The following is a 16,376-nucleotide window of genomic DNA, read 5'->3' as shown; positions in this document are numbered from 1 at the left end:
CACCGGGGCGCGTGACTACCGTCCAGCAGGTAGACAGCGGGAACAAACCGTGCTAATTGTCGCCGCTTCCCAAGGCCCGCAAGCGAGGGAGATCACTCAAGACGAAACGCAGCCGGCCGGTTCGCAGAGCACCGTTGGCGGTCAACGCGGCCAGCGCTTCGTCGACCGACTTGGGTGATGCGCCGACGGTCTGGGCCAGTTCGCGGCGCGAGAACCCGCTGATTGTCACCTGACCGCCGGCGTGAGTGCCGAACGACTCCGCCCATGCCAGCAGGGTGCGCACGACCCGGCCCAGTACGTCGACGGAAAGGTAGGACAGCCGTTCACGCTCGGCTCTGCGCAGGCGCAGCCGGACCGCTGTCAGGATGTAGCGCATGGCCTCGGGATGGCGAGCCACGAACGCCCGAAAGGCGAGGCCGGAGATCTCTGTGACGGCACCGGCGGTCCGGCCGCGCCCCGAGGCGGACCGAGGCGTTTGCTCCAGCGCGCTTACCTCACACAACAGGTGGCCACGGCCGTAGATGCCGAGGATCAGCTCGGTGCCGACGTTCGCCGTCGCGTACACGGTGATCAGGCCGGATTCGATGAGGAGCACGTTTCCGGGCGCGCTGTCCTCCATGAAGAGCAGCTCGCCGGCGTCGAACTCGCGGTGTACCCCGACCTGTCTGAACTCGTCGAGGGTGGTCTGCCCGATCCAGGTCGAAAACGCCGGAGGGGAACCGTCCACTTGACCAGTTTCTCCCAGGTCGGAATGCGGCGGTATCAACCAAAGGTTGGGTGTGTGTGACGGCGCGTCAGCGCTGCATGGGCGGGAAGCGGGTCTCATTGCGGTCGACCTTCGCGTTGCCCACTTCGAGGAGGTCGATGTCGAGGGAGTCGGCCAGTTGGATCAGGTAAAGGAGGACGTCGGCGATTTCGTCGCGGACGTTGGTGGTCAGGGTGGAATCGGAGCGGTATTCGCGGGCTTCTTCGGGCGTGAGCCACTGGAAGAGGGAGATGAGCTCGCCGACTTCGCCGGAGAGGGCCATGACGAGGTTCTTCGGGTGGTGGAACGGTTCCCAGCCGCGGGCGGAGGCGAAGTCGCGGAGGCGTTGGGTGAGCGCGTCGAGAGTCACGGGAGATTGCGTACCACGGGGGTCACGGTGGGCTAACGGCCGTATGGCGGACTTTCGTTGACCCTGGCGCCGCGGTCTCCCTAGCGTGGTTGGCCGGGTTGGGGAAAAGCGGAAGGAACGGCCGTGGAGTACCTGCGCAGCCGCGTGGTCCTGATCGCGTTCGTGCCCGGTGCGGCGCTGGTGCTGGTGGCGTTGGTGATCGGGATTTTCCTGGTGCAGCAGGCGAATCACGTGCGCGGGCTGGCGGACGAGACGGCGCGGGCGTCGAACGACGTGACGCGGACCGCGGTCGGGTTGCAGGAGTGGCGCGGCAACGCGCTGCTCGCGGGCGACCGGCTGGCTGAGTACACGAGTTACACGCAGCGTATCGACGACGCGATTGCCAGCCTGCGCGAACTCACCCGGGCGGCGCCGGACGCGGAGACGGCCTACCAGCAGAACACGGCCGTGGACCTGCTGGCGGCGACGGAAGGGTTGTACCGAGCGGATTCTCTCGCGCTGGCGGGGTTGGATGAGACTACGCGGCGGCTGTTCACGGACGCCGTGGGCGCGTACCGGACGACACTGACGAGCGCGGCGGGCAGGCTCACGCAGAGTGACCGGGCGCGGTACGAAGCGCTCGTTCGCGGGGAGGACTGGAGCACGCTGACGGCGGTCGAGAACGCCTTCGCGGACGCGGCGCCGCTGCCGGTCGCCCTACCGACGTGGCGCGCGGCGACGGCGGTGGCAGGGCGTGGGCTGGGAGAGCTCTTCGCTCAGCAGAACAACTTCGCGGTGCAGATGACGATTGATCACGCTCACCGCACCTTGGGCGGGGCGCTCGCCGGAGGGGTGGCGATCGTGGTGTTCGCCGGCGTGGTGATGGCGGTGGCGGTTCGGCTCGCCGATCGACTCACGGACCCAGGGCGGTTGGCGCTGGTGGCGCGGAAGGATGCAGCGCTGGGGTCGGCCGAGGTGCAGGAAGAGACAGGGCTGCGGCGGAACACGGTGGCGCAGCAATCCCCGGAGACCGGGCGAGCGACGGACCTGCGGCAACGCTCAGCGCCGCGGCACCGGGCCGCGGCAGCACGCAGCGGCGCGACGACTCGCTGAGCTGAGGCAGGACATAGACCTGCGGCCGCGGCGTGGGACCAACCCCGCGGCGGGAGGCGCGAGGCGCGAGCGCACCGTGGGTTGGTTGGGGACCGGTCGCGACGGCCCCCAACCAACCCACGAGACGCCACCTCGTCGAGCCCCACGCACCAGCCCGCCACAGCCCCAACCGGCCAGAACCACAGGTCACCCCCGGTGCGTGGTTAGGCCGGAAAGAGCACGCAGTTGGCCCACACGCGCGGCGAACGGCATGGGGCAGACTGGTGCGCGTGAGTGCTCCCCGGATCTGCGGCCCTACCTGCGTACGTTGGACGCGGAAATGTTGGTGGACCTGCTGTACGCCCAGGCGCGGCGTGACCCTGAGTTACGGCATTCGCTGGAATTGCGGTGCGCCACTCAATCGGGTGAGGTGGCGGAGGCGCATCGGCTGTTGGATACGGCGGTGCAGGACGGCAATGTCGAGTACACGGCCAAGGTGGGCGCCGTGCTGGACACGCTGGAGCGGTTGCTCGATGCGGGCAGCCCGGCGGATCTGGCGCCGCTCGCGCGGCGGACGGTGGATGACATCGGCGAGGTGCTGGAGCAGTCCGGGGATCCCTCCGGTGACCTCGGGGACAAGCTGGACTTCGCCGTCGAGCTGTATGCGCGGGCGTGTGCGGCGCGGCCGCCGGACCCCGAGCAGTTGGCCGAGTGGCTGCTGGAAGTGGAGTTCGACGGGCCGGGGAGGCCGGCGATCGCGCTGGCGGATTTCGCCGAGGCGCTGGGGGAAAAGGGACTTGAGCGGGTCAAGTCTACTGTGGACGAAATACTGAAAGCCGGGCCGACGGGGTATCGCCGGGACGTCGCGGAGCGTCTGCTGGAGGAGCTCGCCGAGGTGCGCGGGGACGTGGACGCGCTGGTTGCAATCCTCTCCGCCAAGCCGCCGCGGGTGGATGTGAGCCTGAAGATCGTGCGGGTGCTGCGGGCGGCCGGGCGGCACAGCGAGGCCATCGCGCACGCGGCCCGTGCGCTGACGCCGCACAAGACGCAAGCCTCGAGGCCCGAGCCTGAAGACGAGACGGTCGCCTTGCGGCGCAAGGAGTTCGACGAGGCGCCGGGCAACGTCACGTACACGGCGTTGCGCGAGGCGGCTGTCGAAGCTGGTGTGTGGTCGGTGCAGCGCGTCGCGGCCCTCGCGCGGCTGAGGGAGCGCGCGGCCGACAGCGAGGAAGGCGCCGAAGAGCTCGCCCGGGCGCTGCTCGCCGAGGAGCGGCCCGACGAGGCGTGGCGCGCGTGCGTGCGGTTCGGCGGGTCGCTGGCGCTGCGCGTGGAGCTGGCGGCGTCGCGCGAGGTCGCGCACCCGGCCGAGACGATCCCGGTCTACCGCAGCCAGATCGAGCACCTCATCGAGCAGAAGGACCCGCAGGCCTACCGTGAAGCGGCGAAGCACCTGAAGAAGCTGCGCACGCTGCACAAACGCGCCGGCACGGCGGAGGAGTTCACCGGGTACCTGGCCGACTTGGTGAGCGTTCACCGGCGCAAGACGCGCCTGATCGCGGAAGTGCGCGCGGCGCGGATCGCGTTGCCGAAACCGCGTAACCTTCCGGCTTCTGGCTCGTTGACCAGCTGAAACACCTCGCACGTAGCTCTTTTCCGCGACGTCGCGGTGGTCCCTCTTCGCAGCCGGCTCCCTGGCCGGTCGCGGATACCGCGCCCGGGGCCACCGCGGCCGCGCGTCCCGCGGATCCGCGCCCGCACCAGCGATGCAACGATGTTCCGCATGAGTCCGGTGAGCCGCGCCCGCAAGAAGACCCCCCAGCCCGCCACGCCCAGCGTGAACGGCCTGTTCAAGGACGTCCTCCGGGACTTCTCCGCCGTCGCGGCGGAGCCCGGCCCGTTCGACGTCGAGCTCCTCGCCTCCGAGGTGCTCGGGCAGTGGTGGGACCTCACGATCGAGGGCGAGCCCGAGGGTGGCGAGCAGCTGGGCCTGGAGCTCATCGCGTTCGCGCAGCGCAAGATCACGCCCGGCGCCGCGGCGCTGCTGGCCGCGCTGAAGGTGCTGGCCGAGACCGACGAGGAGCGCACGGCGGCCGCCGAGGCGCTCGCCGTGGTGCTCTCCCGCGGCATCCCCGAGCCCGAGTGGGCCGGTGAGGTCGGCCGCGTGACAGTCGGTGAGATCTGGCGGACCGGCGACGTCTACGGCGACGAGTCCTCACTGCTCTGCACGTTCTCCCGCGGCGACGCGACGCTCGGCCTGCTGGCGCTGCTCGACTTCACCGAGCTCGGCCGCGTCCGCGACCTCGTGGTGATCGACGAGCCGCACGAGGTCCTCGCGGAGATGCGCACGCAGATCACCGACGATGGTGAGCTCGTGGTGCTCGAGAAGGTCGAGCCGGCCGACGCGCACCGCCTGCTACTCGACGGCATCGCCGCCACCGACGGCATGGACGAGCCCGACGTCGGCGAGGACTACACGCGCTTCCACGCCGTGGCGATGGCGTGGCTGCGGGCGTTGCCGGAGCCGTCGGCCGGTCGCGGTGTGGAGGAGTGGCCGGACGCGCGGCGCGACGCGATCGTGGACGAGTTCCTCGCGGAGATTTCGTTCGCCGATGTCGAGGCGGCGCGGTCGGTGGCGCGGCTGCTGGTGGACCACGGGTGCCGGACGGAGCCGGCGGATCCGCTGCGCGTCGGGCCGGAGAAGCTGGCGCGGTTCCTGGAGTCGTTGCTGGGTGGGGAGTACGAGGTCGAGGACGAGGATCTCGTGCCGCCGGTGGTGCTGGCGTGGGCTTCGTGGGCTGCGGGTCGGGGTGGGTTGTCGGAGGTTGCCTCGGCTGCGCTTGTCGAGGATGTGAAGGAGTATCTGGCGGAGTATCTGTCCGATGAAGATGAGTCCGAAGAGGATGAGGTTTCGGATTATCTGGATGGGACGGAGTCCGCTGAAGAAGTCTTGGGGGTTGTGGAGCGGCGACGGTTTGCGGTGCCGGAGTTGTCCACGGTGATCGGGGATGAGGAGTTGACGGATTTGGACCCGTCGGATCCCGAGCAGCGGCGGATGCTGGTAATCGGTGGGCATCCGGAGTATCACGAATCGTTGGCGAATGACGAGTTCGATGGTGCTGACGGGTTGAGGCTGGCGTTGGAGACGTCGGTGGTGGATCAGCTTTGGGAGGACTCGCCGGAAGAGGTCTGGGTGGCGGCTCAGAAGCTGATCGAGAAGGGGTTGACGAGGGAAGAGGTGCTGGGGGAGCTGGTGGCTGTGCTGGAGGGGCAGCTGGAAGAGGCTGAGGATGAGGATCGGTTGGATTATGATTTGGAAGGGTATCGGGAGGCGTTGACTGCGGTTGAGTGATCGCAGGCGGCTCGATCCCAGGTGAGTTGGGCGGCTCGGCGCGCGGAGCGCACCATTGCGCCGGGATGGTGAGTGGGGGCACCCCGATTTTTTAGTGTCACTACGGGCTGGACTATTTGTCAAGGCAGGAAAGAGTACCTTGACAAATAGTCCAGACCGCGTGGAAGGCGAGGTGCAGGGCCGGGTCTGGGTGCACTGGTGAGTGTGTGGATCTGGTGCGGTTGTGTGGGTGATGGAAAGACAAAAGCAGCATAAAAGAATGCCCCGGCCGGTGTGGCTGGGGCATTGTTGTTTATGCCGTTGGGGTGTGGCCTGGGACCGCGGGGACAGGGACGGTGGCGGCTGCGGTGGCGGCCTTGCGGCGGCGTTCGCGCCAGGCTTCGTCCAGGTCGACCAGGAAGGTGCTGGCGGCCATGGCGACGAAGAGGGCCAGCCCGAGTACTGCGCCGACCCACGTGAGGACGATTGAGAACACCGGGGCCTCCTTCCCAGGTCAGTTGCGAATTTCCCTTCTGTTCAGGGTCGCTTTCACGAGGCTCGCCCGGTATCGGCCAACTGGTTACGAAGCCGCCCCCCGAACTGGCCGATCGGCCGAGGTCGGGGGGCGGAGGGTGAGGATGTGGGGCTGGTGAGGGCTATGTGGGTGAAAGAGCGGTCGAACACACCGTCAGAGCTTGCGCAGGCGCACGCGGTTGATGGAGTGGTCGGCGTCCTTGCGCAGCACCAGCGTGGCCCGCGGGCGCGTCGGTTTGATGTTCTCCATGAGGTTCGGTTCGTTGATCGTGGTCCACAGATGCCGGGCTTCTTCGCGGGCCTCGTCGTCGTCCAGGCCGGCGAAGTGGTGGAAGTGCGAAGCCGGGTCGGAGAACGCGGTGTGGCGGAGCTTGAGGAAGCGCTCGACGTACCAGCGTTCGATGTCGTCGGTGTGCGCGTCGACGTAGATGGAGAAGTCGAACAGGTCCGACACGGTGAGGCGGGGGCCGGGCTGCAGGACGTTCAGGCCCTCGATGATGAGGATGTCCGGGCGCTCCACGACCTGTTCCTCGCCGGGCAGGATGTCGTACGCGAGGTGCGAGTACACGGGCGCCGACACGTGCTCGGCGCCGGACTTCACCTCGGTGACGAAGCGCAGCAGGGCGCGCCGGTCGTAGCTCTCCGGGAAGCCCTTGCGGTGCATGATGCCGCGGCGGGTCAGCTCGTCGCGGGAGTACAGGAACCCGTCGGTGGTCACGAGGTCCACGCGCGGGTGGTCGGGCCAGCGGGCGAGCAGCGTGCGCAGGATGCGGGCCGTGGTCGACTTGCCGACCGCGACGCTGCCGGCGACGCCGATCACGTACGGCACCTTCGTGCTGACGCACTCTTCGCCGAGGAACGTGGTGGTGGCCTCGTACAGCTGTTGCCGGGCTTTCACCTGCAGGTTGATCAGCCGCGAGAGCGGCAGGTAGACGTCGGCCACCTCGGCCAGGTCGATCTGCTCACCGAGACCCCGCAGCCGAACCAGCTCATCGGCGGTCAGGGGCAGTGGAGTCGAGCTGCGCAGCTCGCGCCACTGTTCCCGGTGAAGCTCGACGTAGGGACTGAGTTCACGGACCCGTGGCATCGCACACTCCTCGGCCGTCGCCTGCGCTGGCTCCGTACTGGGCACTACCTTGCGAGTAACGCTCCATCAACGGTAGGGCCTACCGCGCGTGAACGCGCTGTGATGTGCTGCACGCGGTCCGAACCGTTGCCCACCACGATCACCGAGGGTTACGGCGACGGCCGAAAACTTCCTCCCACGCCGCGGCCACCTGGCGCGCGCACGTGGCCGGGTCGACGCCGCCGACGCCGGTGCCCAAGCCGGGCATCGCGATGGTGTCCACGACCTCGCGCACGGGCCCTTCCTCGAGCATCCCGTGCTGCCACTGCAGGAACACCGCGCGCGCCGCGAGGTACGGGTGCACGGTGTCCGCGGGCAGGCGTTCGCCGGGCTCGCGCATGGTCGGCGCGCTGATCAGCCACGCCGGTTCGGCCTCGCCCGTGGGCACGATCACTGCCTCGCCGATGGGCAGCTCTCCGCCGTACGAAGCCAAGACCGCACTGCGCACGCTCTGCTCCACGCCCGGGAACGCGCGCGCGTAAACGGCGTCGATCCCGCCGCGCATCCAGCCGTAGGAGTTGGCGGGGCTCACCACGGCCTGGGCGACGACGTCCAGCACCGAACCGCGGTGCACCCGGACCGAGGCGGCCTCGGTTTCGAGGCGGCCGAGGGCGTGGGTCCACGCGGCGGCGAGCGGTTCATCGACGGCGCACAACACGAGTTCCGGCGTCCGGGACGAAACCGGCGGGCCGATGTCCTCGCGCCCGGTGTGTGTGCCCGATTCGGCGGTCACGGTTCAAGCATGGCAAAAAAAGCCACCCGGCGTAACCATTTGGCGTACCGGCTGTCCGAGTGAAAACCGACACGTGTGCGGTAAGTAGCCTGGCGGTCGTGTTGCGGATCGCGTATTTCGGCCCTCAGGGCACGTTCACCGAACAGGCCGCCCGTGCGCTCGCGCCGGGCGAGGACCTGACTCCCTACGAGACCGTCCGGATGGCGCTCACGGCCGTCCGCGAAGGCGCCGCCGACGCGGCGTGCGTACCGATCGAGAACTCCGTGGAGGGCGTCGTACCGACGACGCTCGACGGGCTCAGCGACGGAGACCCCCTGGTCGCCGTCGCGGAGACCATCCTGCCCATCCACTTCAGCGTCCTGACTCGTCCCGGTGGCGGCGAGATCCGCACCGTCGCGAGCCACCCGCACGCGCTCGCGCAGGTGCGTGAGTGGCTCGAGGCGAACCTGCCCGGCGCGACCGTGGTGGCGTCCTCGTCCACGGCGTCGGCCGCTGTCGGCGTGGTCGAGGGCACCTACGACGCGGCCGTGTCCGCGCCGGTCGCCATCGAGCACTACGCGCTGGAGGAGCTGGCCACGGGCGTCGCCGACGTCCACGACGCGCAGACGCGCTTCCTGCTGGTCCGTCGCCCCGGCGAGCTGCCCGAGCCGACGGGCGCCGACCGTACGTCGATCGTCGCGGCGGCCGTGAACCGCACCGGCACGCTGGCCGAGCTGCTCGCCGAGCTCGCGAGCCGCGGCATCAACCTCACGCGGCTCGACGCGCGCCCGACCCGCAACAACTTCGGCGAGTACCGCTTCTTCATCGACTTCGAGGGGCACGTCGCCGAGCCGCGGATCGTCTCCGCGATGGCCGCGCTGCGCCGCCGCTGCCACCTGCGGTTCCTCGGCTCGCACCCGAGGGCCGACGACGTCGCCGCCACCGTCGAGCCCGGCGCGGGCAACCAGGACTTCGTCGAGGCCCAGGCCTGGGTCGACGCCGTGTTGAAGGGAGAAGGCGCGTGAGGCTGTTCCTCGTCCGCCATGGCCAGACCGACGGCAACGTGCGGGGTGCGCTCGACACGGCGCTGCCCGGCCCGCCGCTCACCGAGCTGGGGCAGGAGCAGGCGAAGGCGCTCGCGGGCCGGCTCGCCGCGGAGGCGATCGTGGCCGTGTACGCGTCGCAGGCCACACGCGCGCAGCAGACGGCCGCGCCGCTGGCCGAGGTGCTCGGCCTCGAGGTGCAGGTGATCGAGGGCGTGAAGGAGGTCGACGCGGGTGACCTCGAAGGCGCCACCGACGCCGAGTCGATCCGGACCTACCTCGAGACGGCCAAGCGCTGGACCGAGGGCGACCTCGACGTCGCCATCCCCGGCGGCGAATCGGGCGCCCAGGTGCGCGCCCGCATGGTCGGCGCCGCTGACGACCTGCGGGCGAAACACGAACAGACCGACCCGGACGGCATCGTCGTGCTGGTCAGCCATGGCGGCGCCATCCGGCTCGGTGCGGAGTTCCTGGCGCCGAACGTCCCCGCCGACCTGGCGAGCAGCGCGCTCATCCCGAACACGGGCGTCGTCGAACTCCTCGCGGAACCCGACGGCACCTGGCGCTGCCTCACCTGGGTGGATGCTGTGTTGTAGGCCTCGGCTCCGCCGAGGCGCGCGATCTCGCGGTCGTGGCTGAGCGAGCCCCCGCTGACGGTGTTGGCCGGTCCCCGCTACCTCACGGCAGCGGTTGGCCAGCCTTCCTGGCGGTAGGCGCTGTCCCAGAACATCCACTCGTACTCACACGCCCGGGTGAAAGCGGCGAGCATTTTTTCGCGCGTCGCCTCGCCCGCGGCGTCGGCGGCGCGGTCGAGGGCGTCGCGGCCCTTGCGGACGGTCGCTTCGAACTCGTCGCCCGCGTACGTGTCGATCCACGGTCTGTACGGATTGTCGGTTTCGGGCGACTGCCGCGCGAGGATTCCGGCGCCCACGCTCTGGTACACCCAGAAGCACGGCAGCAGCGCCGCGAGGAGCTCGCCGTAGCTGCCCGTGTGGGCCGTGGCCAGCAGAAACGATGAGTACGCGACGCACGTCGGCGAGGTCTCGATGTCGGCCAGATCGGTCTCCGAGAGCCGGAACCACTTGAAGTAGCTCTCGTGCATCTCGCGCTCGATCACGATGGCGTCGCGCGCCGCTCCGGCGAGGAAGGCGACGTCGTCGACCTCCGGTGCCTTGGCCGCCGCGGCGGCCAGCGCACGGCCGAAGCCGACGAGGTAACGCGCGTCCTGGACCAGGTAAAACTGGAACCGCTCGCGCGACAAAGTGCCGGTCGCGAGCTCTTCGTTGAACGGGTGGACCGACATGGCGTGTTGTAGTTTCACCGTGTGTTGCCATGCCTGGTGAGAAAAGCCCGTCATGATCGCCTTCCGTCTGGTGAAGAGTTCACGATGCCGGCGCAACCCGGTGCGGAGGTCGCACGTCCACTGAACGGTGGTTACCCAGCACGGGGAGGCAAGTGAGATGGTAAGCACGACAAAACCACGGATTCCCTTGGTCTTTCTTGCTGCGCTGGGCGCGTCCGGCGCCCTGCTGTTGTCGGCTTGTGGTAGCGGAACCACGCCGACCGCGAGCAACACGCCAAGTTCCGACACGTCGGCCAGCACGTCCGACACGTCATCGGCACCCACGGCCAGCTCGTCCGAGTCCGCTCCGGACAGCCCGCCGGCGTCCGGCCAGCCGGTGGACAACGGCCTGTGCAAGGCCGGCGACGTCACGCTCTCCCTCGGCCAGGGCGACGCGGGCGCGGGCTCGGTCTACCGGCCGATCCTGATCAAGAACTCCAGCAGCAAGCCCTGCTCGATCCAGGGCTTCCCCGGCGTCTCCTACGTGACCGGTGACGACGGGCACCAGGTCGGTCCGGCCGCGTTCCGCGAGGGCACCAAGGGCAACGCGATCAAGCTGCAGCCGGGCCAGTCGGCCGCCGCGGACGTGCAGTTCGCGCAGGTCGCGAACTTCGACCCGGCGGTGTGCAAGCCGACTTCGGTGAAGGGCCTGCGCGTGTACCTGCCGCAGGAGACGGCGTCGAAATTCCTGCCGGACCCGGGGACGGGTTGTGCCGGGGACAAGCTGCCGGGCAACCAGCTCGCGGTGAAGACGGTGCGGCCGGCCTGAGTTCCTAGCCTCTGGCGCAGAGTTGCTGGATGCGGATGATGTCGTCCTGTCCGGATCGGCTGTCGAAGCGGCCGGACAGGACCATGCCGTTGACGCCGGCGAGGCTCTGCGCCAGGGGCTGGTACTGGCCGTCGAAAGCCGCTGCGGCCTGGGCCAGTTCGTAGGCCGCGGTGATGCGGTGGGCGGCGTCGTCGGACAGGCGGGTGAAGGCGGCGGGGTCGTAGCCGCTCGTCGTGTCCGGGAGGTGGCCGGCGCGGTCGAAGGCGTCGCAGGCGGCTACCGCGTCGACGTTGGCGCCGCCGCGTTGGCCGGAAAGGCCCCACAGCAGGCCCGTCACGCAGATCCCGATGGCGAACCCGGCGGCCGCGGCCAGGACCAGGGGTCTTCGGGACCTCTCGGCCGGCGCCGGGTCACCGGGGGTGTCGACGCTGTCGGCGGTGTCCCCGAGGGGAGCCTGCCGGTCGTCGTCCGGCAGCGGTGGGGTGTCGAGCGCGGTCATTCACGTCCTCCCGGCGGCCGGGTGATGTGCTATTTCAGCACCAAAACCCCCGCCGGGCACTGCTCTCGATGGAGTACTTCGGCCGTTGACGCCGATTCGTCATCTGGACTGCGCCGGAACGACCCGCTCAGCCCCAGCCGAGTTCGTGGAGGCGGTCGTCGTCGAGGCCGAAGTAATGGCCCAGTTCGTGCATGACGGTGATGAGGACCTGTTCGACGACCTCGGCCTCCGTGGCGCACATCCACAGGATGGGGCGGCGGTAGATGGAGATGCGGTCGGGCAGGACGCCCGCGTAGTTCGTGGTGCGGCGGGTGAGGGCGACGCCGTGGTAAAGGCCCAGGATGGTGGGGGACTCGTCGTTGAACTCTTCGACCAGGACGACCACGTTGTCCATCGCGTCGGCGAACTTGGGCGGGACCTGGTCCAGGGCCTCGGACACGAGCTCTTCGAAGCGCGCGCGGGTCATTTCGACCGGCATGTCAGCGCGACCCGGTGGTGGGTGCGGGGCTGCTCTGGCCGCCGCCGTTGTCGGAGGGAGGGCCGTCGGCGTCGGGCTGGCCGGCGTTGTCCTTGACGCTGCCGGTGACGGCCTGGAACCCGCTGCTGTCGGAGAGGGGGGCGGCGACCTTGCAGTTGACCTTGGTGGAGCCGGCGTCCCAGCTCTCCTGCTCACGCAGGTCCCAGCCGAGGACGAGCTTCTTGGCGCTGAGGTCCGCCTTGCCGGTGTAGTCGTCGGCGGCCTTGTGGCACTCGGTGTCGAGCCACTTCTCCTGCTTGTCCTGGGCCGGGTAGCCGTCCTTGAACTGCGTGGCCAGGTCGAGCGTCGCGATGATCTCGTAGGAGTGGGGGCGGCTGCAGTCGATCGGGTCGCCCACGCCCTTGCCCGCGAGTGCCAGGCACGTGCCGGGCGCCCAGACGGCCGACTGGTCCTGCGTCTTCGCCGGGCCGGTGGTGGGCTGCAGGCTGCCACCGGGGCCGGCCCACTGCAGGCCGCAGCGGAGCCGGCGATCGCCGTCGGCCCACTGGTCGGCGCTGGGGCGCAGCAGGTTGGTGGTGAGCTTGCCGTACGGGTCGAGCGGGTGCCCGAGGTACGGCGTGACGTCGGCGTTGCACTTCGCCTGCGCGATCTGCTGCCACTGGTCGAGGTTCGGGAACGGCGCGTCGGCGTTGTACTGCGCGCCGACGTCGGCCAGGCCCGTCACCTCGAACAGGTGCGCCTGGGTACAGGGGACCTTGCGCACGTCGGACGCGTCCGGTGCGTTCCAGGTCAGGCAGCTGCCTGGTGGCGACTGGAACGCCTCCTGCGCCGCGGCCGACAGCTTGCCCTCGCCGCCGCCGGCCCCTCCCGCGAAGGAGTCCGTCCACGAGAACGCGACGGACAGCCCCAGCGCGATCACGGCGCCCACGAACACCCCGGCCATCACCACACGGGTGGTCAGGGTCTGCAAGGGCGAGCGGAACCGCTCGGCGTCGGGAGACATCGATACCCATGATGCCCGCGCCGCACGAGCCGTGCGCGTCCCGGGTCGTTAGTGTGGGAAGAGACTTCGCGGTGCCGGGGGATTACGGAGCGCAGATGACGCAGGACGACAACAACGGGGCCCAGCCACCCCAAGAGCCACCACGGGAGCCGACCCAGCGCGGTTCGATGCGGTTCCAGAACGAGAGCACAACGCCGAAGGAGCCCTCGCTCGCCGAGCAGCGGGCCCGCCGGCAGGCGATCGCCGACCAGGAACGCCAGGAGGCCGAGGCCGCCGAGGCCGCGCGCAAGGCCGACCAGAAGGCCGCGACCAAGCGCAAGATCCTCATCGGCAGCGGTGTCACGGTCGGCCTGGCCGGGCTGGTCGCGACGTTCTACACGGTCGCCAAGCCGACCAACGAGACCGCCGTGTGCACGGACGCCAACGGCGTGATCCAGAACGACCAGTTCTGCGATGAGAGCTACGTCACCAGCCAGCACGGCTACCAGAGCGGCGGCTTCTGGTTCATCCCGATCGTCGGCGGCGGTTTCCAGCAGTACCGCTACAACTACGGCGGCACCGGCACCATCGGCCAGCGCGTGTCCGGTGGCACGTTCACCGCGCCGTCGGGGAACACGAACGTCTCGACGAAGTCGGGCAAATCGGTGCAACGCGGCGGTTTCGGCATCAGCGGCAAGACGGGGACGTCCGGCGGCACGGGCGGCACCGGCAAGAGCGGGGGCTCGTAGGTGTACCGGGACAGGTCCGAGCCGCGGCGCGACTGGCAGCGGATCGTCGAGGAGCAGGGCCTCGTCTACGGCACGCCGGCGCGCGACGGCGCCGGCAAGGCGCGTCCGTACTGGGACGAGTCGGTGCACTACGTCTTCGACATGGACGAGGTGCTCTCGCTCGAAGCCGACGTCGAACTGCTGCACTCGATGTGCCTCGAGGCCGTGGACAACGTCGTGACCACCGAGGGCTACCGCCGCTTCGGCATCCCGGAGTGGGTGTGGCCGCACATCGCCGAGTCGTGGAAGCGGCAGGACCCGCACGTCTACGGCCGCTTCGACCTGCGCTACGACGGCAAGTCGCCGGCCAAGCTGCTGGAGTACAACGCCGACACGCCCACCACGCTGCTCGAGGCGTCGGTGCTGCAGTGGCAGTGGAAGACCGACGTCTTCGAGAACGACGACCAGTGGAACTCCATCCACGAGAAGCTCGTCGAGCGGTGGCGCGAGATCGGCGACAAGCTGCCGTCCAACGAGCTGCACTTCACGTGGTCGTCGGCCGATCCTTCCGGTGAGGACCACGTGACCACCGCGTACCTGCAGGAGACGGCTGCGGAGGCCGGGCTCGACACCGTGGGGCTCTCGATCGAGGAGATCGGCTGGGACCCGGTGCTCAAGCGGTTCGTGGACCTCGAAGAGGCCCAGATGTCCACGGTCGTGAAGCTCTACCCGTGGGAATGGGTGGTCGACGAGGAGTTCGGCCGCTTCGCCGTGGAGACGATGCCGCGCACGCTGTGGGTCGAGCCGCTGTGGAAGATGCTGCTCTCGAACAAGGCGCTGCTGGCCGTGCTGTGGGAGAACTATCCCGGGCACCCGAACCTGCTGCCCGCGTTCACCGACGACCCGGGCCTGCTCACGGAGTACGTGCGCAAGCCGAAGCTGGGCCGGGAGGGCGCCAACGTGCAGATCGTCGCCACCGGTTACGAGACCCAGACCGACGGCGTCTACGGCGCCGAGGGCTACGTCTACCAGGCGTTCGACCCGCTGCCCGAGTTCGACGGCTACCGGCCGGCGCTCGGCGCGTGGATCGTCGGGGACTCGTCGGCGGGGCTGGGGATCCGCGAGACGAGCGGGCTGGTCACCGACGACGGTGCGGCGTTCGTCCCGCACCGCATCCCCGAGTCGTGATACAACCTCCCCGCCTGATCTGCACGGTTCGCTCTGATCGTTCTGGGAGACCCCTGTGACCACGACCCTTGCGCTGTCCGACACGTTCGGCTCCGACCTCCTGCGCGGAGTCGGTGCGATCCTGTTGTACGGCGTCGTCGGCCTCCTGCTGATGTTCGCCGGCTTCTGGGCGATCGACTGGACGACCCCGGGCAAGCTCTCGCAGCTCGTGCACCGCGGCCTGCCCAACGCGGTGATCGTGACCGCGTCCGGGCTGCTGTCGATGGCGTTCATCGTGGTCGTCGCGATCTTCAACTCGGCCAGCGACCTCACCGAGGGCCTGATCACGTCGCTGGTCTACGGCCTGCTCGGCATCATCGTGCAGGTGATCGCCGTGCGGCTGCTCGAGTGGGCCACCCGCATCGACGTCGGCTCCACGATCGAGAGCGAGAAGTTCGCGCCGGCGAGCATCGTCGTCGCCGCGGCGCACATCGGTCTTGGCCTCGTGGTGGCGGTCGGTATTTCCTGAGTACTGCTTTGCGGTCCGGTTCCTACTAGCGTGGAACCGTGCGACTGCTCAGGACGCCGGAAGACCGGTTCGCGGACCTGCCCGAGTTCCCCTACGAGCCGCGGTACGCGGAGCTCGCCGACCCCGACGGTGGCCTGATCAGAGTCGGGTACGTCGAGGCCGGCCCCGCCGACGGACCACCCGTGCTGCTCCTGCACGGCGAGCCCAGCTGGTCGTACCTGTACCGCAAGATGCTGCCGGTTCTCGCCGCGGCGGGCCTGCGCGCGATCGCGCCGGATCTTGTGGGGTTCGGCCGATCGGACAAGCCGGGCGACATCGTGGACCACACGTATGCGCGGCACGTGTCGTGGATGCGGGGGTTCGCCTTCGACGCGTTGGGGCTGTCCGGTGTCACGTTGGTCGGCCAGGACTGGGGCGGCCTGATCGGGCTGCGGCTGGTGGCGGAGAACCCTTCGCGGTTCGCCGGCGTGGTCGCGGCGAACACCGGGCTGCCGACGGGTGATCAGGACATGCCTGAGGTGTGGCACCAGTTCCGGGCCGCGGTGGAGAACGCGCAGGTGCTGGACATCGGGCGCTTCATCCAGTCGGGCTGCCGGTCGGTGCTGCCCGCCGAGGTTCGCGCGGCGTATGACGCGCCGTTCCCGAACGAGATGTACAAGGCCGGGCCGCGGGCCATGCCGGGGCTGGTTCCGTATCGGCCGGACAACCCGGCTTCGGACGCCAACCGGGCCGCGTGGAAGACGTTGTCTTCGCTGGACCTGCCGTTCCTGGTCGCCTTCTCCGACGGCGACCCGATCACGGGGGCGATGGGGCCGATCCTGCAGCGAACCATGCCGGGCGCGGCCGGCCGGACGCATCCGGTGATCGCCGGGGCGGGGCATTTTCTGCAGGAAGACGCGGGTGAGGAGCTGGCGGAGCAGGTGGCGAGGTTCGTGCGCGGCTGAGACGGAGCA

Annotated in this window: 19 protein-coding genes; 10 read left to right on the top strand and 9 right to left on the bottom strand. The window is 69.4% G+C overall.

The window, feature by feature from the left end:
* Positions 1–52 precede the first annotated feature (52 nt).
* Entirely contained in the window at positions 53–727 is a 675-nt protein-coding gene (locus QRX50_RS07170) for a Crp/Fnr family transcriptional regulator (RefSeq protein ID WP_285971172.1), read from the bottom strand.
* Between the two features lie 67 nt (positions 728–794).
* The gene (locus QRX50_RS07165; protein WP_285971171.1) at positions 795–1,115 is read right to left on the bottom strand and encodes a nucleotide pyrophosphohydrolase; all 321 of its coding nucleotides are present in this window, start codon (positions 1,113–1,115) and stop codon (positions 795–797) included.
* A 123-nt stretch (positions 1,116–1,238) separates the two neighbouring features.
* Between QRX50_RS07165 and QRX50_RS07160 the strand changes: the two genes are divergently transcribed.
* From QRX50_RS07160 to QRX50_RS07150, 3 genes are all read left to right on the top strand, one after another.
* Positions 1,239–2,207, top strand: a complete 969-nt coding sequence (locus tag QRX50_RS07160) for a nitrate- and nitrite sensing domain-containing protein (protein ID WP_285971170.1) — start codon at positions 1,239–1,241, stop codon at positions 2,205–2,207.
* Between the two features lie 319 nt (positions 2,208–2,526).
* The gene (locus QRX50_RS07155) at positions 2,527–3,816 is read left to right on the top strand and encodes a DUF6880 family protein (RefSeq protein WP_353074100.1); all 1,290 of its coding nucleotides are present in this window, start codon (positions 2,527–2,529) and stop codon (positions 3,814–3,816) included.
* A gap of 150 nt (positions 3,817–3,966) precedes the next feature.
* Entirely contained in the window at positions 3,967–5,535 is a 1,569-nt protein-coding gene (locus QRX50_RS07150; RefSeq protein WP_285971169.1) for a hypothetical protein, read from the top strand.
* Positions 5,536–5,827: 292 nt separating this feature from the next.
* Here QRX50_RS07150 and QRX50_RS07145 read toward each other — a convergent pair whose 3' ends face one another.
* The 3 genes from QRX50_RS07145 to QRX50_RS07135 all read right to left on the bottom strand — a co-directional run bounded on the left by QRX50_RS07145 (position 5,828) and on the right by QRX50_RS07135 (position 7,907).
* On the bottom strand, positions 5,828–6,010 hold the full coding sequence (locus tag QRX50_RS07145; protein ID WP_285971168.1) for a hypothetical protein: 183 nt from the start codon (positions 6,008–6,010) through the stop codon (positions 5,828–5,830).
* A 192-nt stretch (positions 6,011–6,202) separates the two neighbouring features.
* Complete coding sequence (gene coaA, locus QRX50_RS07140) at positions 6,203–7,135, bottom strand: type I pantothenate kinase (RefSeq protein WP_285971167.1); 933 nt, start codon at positions 7,133–7,135, stop codon at positions 6,203–6,205.
* A gap of 139 nt (positions 7,136–7,274) precedes the next feature.
* A complete protein-coding gene (locus QRX50_RS07135; RefSeq protein ID WP_285971166.1) occupies positions 7,275–7,907 on the bottom strand; it encodes a macro domain-containing protein in 633 nt (210 codons plus the stop codon).
* Positions 7,908–8,005: 98 nt separating this feature from the next.
* On the opposite strand from QRX50_RS07135, the gene pheA reads away from it, so the two are divergent.
* On the top strand, positions 8,006–8,911 hold the full coding sequence (gene pheA, locus QRX50_RS07130; RefSeq protein WP_285971165.1) for a prephenate dehydratase: 906 nt from the start codon (positions 8,006–8,008) through the stop codon (positions 8,909–8,911).
* Positions 8,908–9,525 (top strand): histidine phosphatase family protein, encoded by a 618-nt coding sequence (locus QRX50_RS07125; protein WP_285971164.1) that lies wholly within the window; start codon positions 8,908–8,910, stop codon positions 9,523–9,525. The genes pheA and QRX50_RS07125 overlap by 4 nt, the downstream gene beginning before the upstream one ends.
* Before the next feature lie 77 nt (positions 9,526–9,602).
* Here the strand turns inward: QRX50_RS07125 and tenA are convergent, their stop codons facing one another.
* Positions 9,603–10,616: a thiaminase II gene (gene tenA, locus QRX50_RS49435; RefSeq protein WP_353074099.1), complete on the bottom strand. Its 1,014-nt coding sequence runs from the start codon at positions 10,614–10,616 to the stop codon at positions 9,603–9,605.
* On the opposite strand from tenA, the gene QRX50_RS07115 reads away from it, so the two are divergent.
* Complete coding sequence (locus tag QRX50_RS07115; protein ID WP_353074098.1) at positions 10,609–11,040, top strand: DUF4232 domain-containing protein; 432 nt, start codon at positions 10,609–10,611, stop codon at positions 11,038–11,040. The two genes, tenA and QRX50_RS07115, sit on opposite strands and share 8 nt — an antisense overlap.
* 4 nt (positions 11,041–11,044) lie before the next feature.
* On the opposite strand, the gene QRX50_RS07110 is transcribed toward QRX50_RS07115, so the two are convergent.
* The 3 genes from QRX50_RS07110 to QRX50_RS07100 form a co-directional block, all read right to left on the bottom strand.
* Positions 11,045–11,539 (bottom strand): hypothetical protein, encoded by a 495-nt coding sequence (locus QRX50_RS07110; protein ID WP_285971161.1) that lies wholly within the window; start codon positions 11,537–11,539, stop codon positions 11,045–11,047.
* 127 nt (positions 11,540–11,666) lie between these two features.
* Positions 11,667–12,017 carry a metallopeptidase family protein gene (locus QRX50_RS07105; RefSeq protein WP_285971160.1) on the bottom strand — a complete coding sequence of 117 codons (351 nt, stop codon included), beginning with the start codon at positions 12,015–12,017 and terminating at the stop codon, positions 11,667–11,669.
* A 1-nt stretch (position 12,018) separates the two neighbouring features.
* The gene (locus QRX50_RS07100; RefSeq protein ID WP_285971159.1) at positions 12,019–13,020 is read right to left on the bottom strand and encodes a septum formation family protein; all 1,002 of its coding nucleotides are present in this window, start codon (positions 13,018–13,020) and stop codon (positions 12,019–12,021) included.
* A 167-nt stretch (positions 13,021–13,187) separates the two neighbouring features.
* On the opposite strand from QRX50_RS07100, the gene QRX50_RS07095 reads away from it, so the two are divergent.
* Genes QRX50_RS07095 through QRX50_RS07080 form a run of 4 tightly spaced genes read left to right on the top strand, consistent with a single transcriptional unit; the run spans position 13,188 to position 16,367 of the window.
* The gene (locus QRX50_RS07095) at positions 13,188–13,748 is read left to right on the top strand and encodes a hypothetical protein (protein ID WP_285974384.1); all 561 of its coding nucleotides are present in this window, start codon (positions 13,188–13,190) and stop codon (positions 13,746–13,748) included.
* Positions 13,749–14,915, top strand: a complete 1,167-nt coding sequence (locus QRX50_RS07090) for a glutathionylspermidine synthase family protein (protein WP_285971158.1) — start codon at positions 13,749–13,751, stop codon at positions 14,913–14,915. It abuts the gene before it with no gap.
* A gap of 55 nt (positions 14,916–14,970) precedes the next feature.
* Positions 14,971–15,423, top strand: coding sequence for a DUF350 domain-containing protein (locus tag QRX50_RS07085; RefSeq protein WP_285971157.1), 453 nt, complete (start codon positions 14,971–14,973; stop codon positions 15,421–15,423).
* A 38-nt stretch (positions 15,424–15,461) separates the two neighbouring features.
* The gene (locus tag QRX50_RS07080; RefSeq protein ID WP_285971156.1) at positions 15,462–16,367 is read left to right on the top strand and encodes a haloalkane dehalogenase; all 906 of its coding nucleotides are present in this window, start codon (positions 15,462–15,464) and stop codon (positions 16,365–16,367) included.
* The last annotated feature ends 9 nt before the right edge of the window (positions 16,368–16,376 follow it).

Origin of the sequence: Amycolatopsis sp. 2-15, assembly GCF_030285625.1 — a bacterium.
In the GTDB taxonomy this organism is placed as follows: domain Bacteria; phylum Actinomycetota; class Actinomycetes; order Mycobacteriales; family Pseudonocardiaceae; genus Amycolatopsis; species Amycolatopsis carbonis.
The sequence above is the reverse complement of the archived record's forward strand: the minus strand, read 5'-3'. Positions and strand labels throughout refer to the sequence as shown.

What these genes read in the sequence shown, in the direction of transcription:
- QRX50_RS07105 (WP_285971160.1), bottom strand. Translation starts at nt 12,017, where the DNA reads ATGCCGGTCGAAATGACCCGCGCGCGCTTCGAAGAGCTCGTGTCCGAG.
- QRX50_RS07110 (WP_285971161.1), bottom strand. Translation starts at nt 11,539, where the DNA reads ATGACCGCGCTCGACACCCCACCGCTGCCGGACGACGACCGGCAGGCT.
- QRX50_RS07095 (WP_285974384.1), top strand. Translation starts at nt 13,188, where the DNA reads ATGCGGTTCCAGAACGAGAGCACAACGCCGAAGGAGCCCTCGCTCGCC.
- QRX50_RS07155 (WP_353074100.1), top strand. Translation starts at nt 2,527, where the DNA reads ATGTTGGTGGACCTGCTGTACGCCCAGGCGCGGCGTGACCCTGAGTTA.
- QRX50_RS07100 (WP_285971159.1), bottom strand. Translation starts at nt 13,020, where the DNA reads ATGTCTCCCGACGCCGAGCGGTTCCGCTCGCCCTTGCAGACCCTGACC.
- coaA (WP_285971167.1), bottom strand. Translation starts at nt 7,135, where the DNA reads ATGCCACGGGTCCGTGAACTCAGTCCCTACGTCGAGCTTCACCGGGAA.
- QRX50_RS07150 (WP_285971169.1), top strand. Translation starts at nt 3,967, where the DNA reads ATGAGTCCGGTGAGCCGCGCCCGCAAGAAGACCCCCCAGCCCGCCACG.